The sequence below is a fragment of the Nitrospira sp. BLG_2 genome (genome assembly GCF_049222245.1).
This window is the reverse complement of the sequence record NZ_JBLYIG010000483.1, coordinates 1-2,218: the sequence shown is the minus strand read 5'-3', so window position 1 is coordinate 2,218 and position 2,218 is coordinate 1. Positions and strand designations below refer to the sequence as shown.

Below are 2,218 nucleotides of genomic sequence, written 5' to 3'. Positions count from 1 at the left end.
CGCCATCCTCCACGTTCCCTGATTCATACGCTCGGGCATCTGCGCGAGGTCCCGATGTCAGAATAATCGGCAGACAGGCGGCCAGCCACAGTCCTCTCAAAAACGCTTGTCTCATATCCCCTCCGGTCGCGCGCTCAATGTTGCGTCCCTGCCGATTGATCGGCCGGATCCAATCGCTGCGGGAGCTCGAACAACAATGGAGACTGTTCGGTGAAGATCAACCGGCGAAACTCTTCCGACCACTTTCCCTGCTTGCTCACTGTCTTGAGTGGAAACCGTTCGGCCTTGGTTATCCATCGATAGTATTGATGAGTTTGCCCGTTCCCTGCAACTGTGATCTCGAACAACTCCGTGGAATAGCCGTTCAGTGTTTCGTTCCCTACGAACTCCCGCGAGATTTCTCCTTCCATCTTCTCGCTCATTGTTAATCGATGATCGCTTGTCATCGGTTCCTCGACATACTGCCGCCGCCTCGAGAAGATCCGCCAGGTGGTCCCGAGATCCGCTCGTACGATGATCACGCTGGCGCCGCGCTGAGGTTGGGAAAACTCAAGTCGCCAGCGATCGTCCTTGGCGTTCACATGGGCTGTGACGACTGATTCACCGTTTTTTACGATTCGCTCGGCCGAAAAATCAAGCGCCATCGCGGTTCGCACCGAGCCGGCCATGACGATAAGCATGAACCAGAACATCACCCACTCAACCGATGTGGGGAAACCGCAGACCTTCATGGGTTCGTCAATGGATGAATTCAAGCACATCAATTCATCGACAAGAAACGACCTGGGGGAACCCGGCCTCACTGGCCGGGTTTCCGCCTCTTCGATGTCGGACCGGCCTACTTGGCCTGTCTGGATACCGGTATCGATTTCACCGGTGGTTGGTCCTTGGCCTGTTGAGTAGCCGGGACTCGACCGCTCAGCGGAAGAATCACGCGGTTGTCACGGTCCAAGACCTTCAGCATTCCCCAATGACCCGCATCGAGGTATCCAGGCCGCTGGTTGAGCCAGAGATAGTCGCCTGCCACGCCGTTCGGCCCGCCGGCTCCGCCGTGCAGCCAGGCATTGATGACCTCGGACCCGCCGAATTCCATAGTGCTGACAAGATCCGCGCCGGCCAAATAGGGCTCGTGCTTCCATTCATGTCCGGAGACGCTGAACAGCTGGACTTGCTCGCTGAAAGCTCCCAGCACGTGAATGACGACCGGATCCCCGACATGCGCCGCGATGGTCGGCGTCACCGGCTGATCCCCGGCCTTGACGCAGGCGAAGACTTCGCTGTACGCGCAGCCCTTCTCGGTTCGATAGTCCGTCGGCTCCGACCGATAGTTCACGGCCGTCACTCCCGCCACTTTTTGGATGTACGGCATGAAGCTGGTGCCGATGATGTTATCCTCATCCTGGAACAGAAGCGCGAACGACCGATAGTTCTGCCGGTCGTCGTTGCCCGGCACGTTTCGATCCACAATCACGTCCGCGCGCCATGAACTCTTCTGCGCGAGATCTTCGCCGCTGACCGGATCGCGATACTGGGATCCCCTCGGACCGATGATGATCGCTCCAAAGAGACCGTTTCGTGGATTCTCGATCACGTTCCCCCAATCCTGAATCAGCGCCGCATTCTCGCCGAACTCCGGATGGGCATAATAGGTGTACGTCCGACTTTGCCCCGGCGCCACCGTCTGGTCGCCGGGATTGTTGCCCGCATTAATCCCCATCGATTCCTTGGGGTCGTAGGCCAGATTGTCCACATGGAACCCGGCCCGATCTTTGGCCATCTCATTCTTGAGATTGACCTTGATGCAGTCGCCCACGTTGACGTGCAAAGTCAGCGGGCTTGGCTCAAGACCGCCCGAAGCCACCTTCGTCTTTTCGCCTTCGAGCACATACATCTTTCCTGTCTCATTGCCGAACACCATCTTCCGCTCCAGATCCACCTCCATCACGCCGGGCGTTCCCTTGTTGTAGCGGATCGCCTTATCGATGGCAGAAACGTTGAAGGTCTTCACCGGCGCATCCGCCGGACAGACCGACTTGGCCGATTGGGGGATTGCTTCTCGGCCCGGCAGGGGCTTCAAGGACGCATCCGCCTGGTCCAAAATCCTAAAGATGCCCCAACTGCCTTCGGCGAAGTGTGACGCGCGACCACTGTAGTAGAGATAGTCGCCTGCCATCTGCTGCGGCCCGCCCGCGGCCGGAATGGCCGCGTCATACCGCTC

At 58.4% G+C, this 2,218-nt stretch carries 2 protein-coding genes; both read right to left on the bottom strand.

Annotated features, from left to right (window positions below; genetic code table 11):
• Positions 1-134 precede the first annotated feature (134 nt).
• Complete coding sequence (locus tag ACOSYY_RS13220) at positions 135-731, bottom strand: hypothetical protein (protein ID WP_421662961.1); 597 nt, start codon at positions 729-731, stop codon at positions 135-137.
• A gap of 107 nt (positions 732-838) precedes the next feature.
• Positions 839-2,218, bottom strand: a 1,380-nt coding sequence (locus ACOSYY_RS13215) for a cupredoxin domain-containing protein (protein WP_421662959.1), incomplete at its 5' end; no start/stop codon positions are given.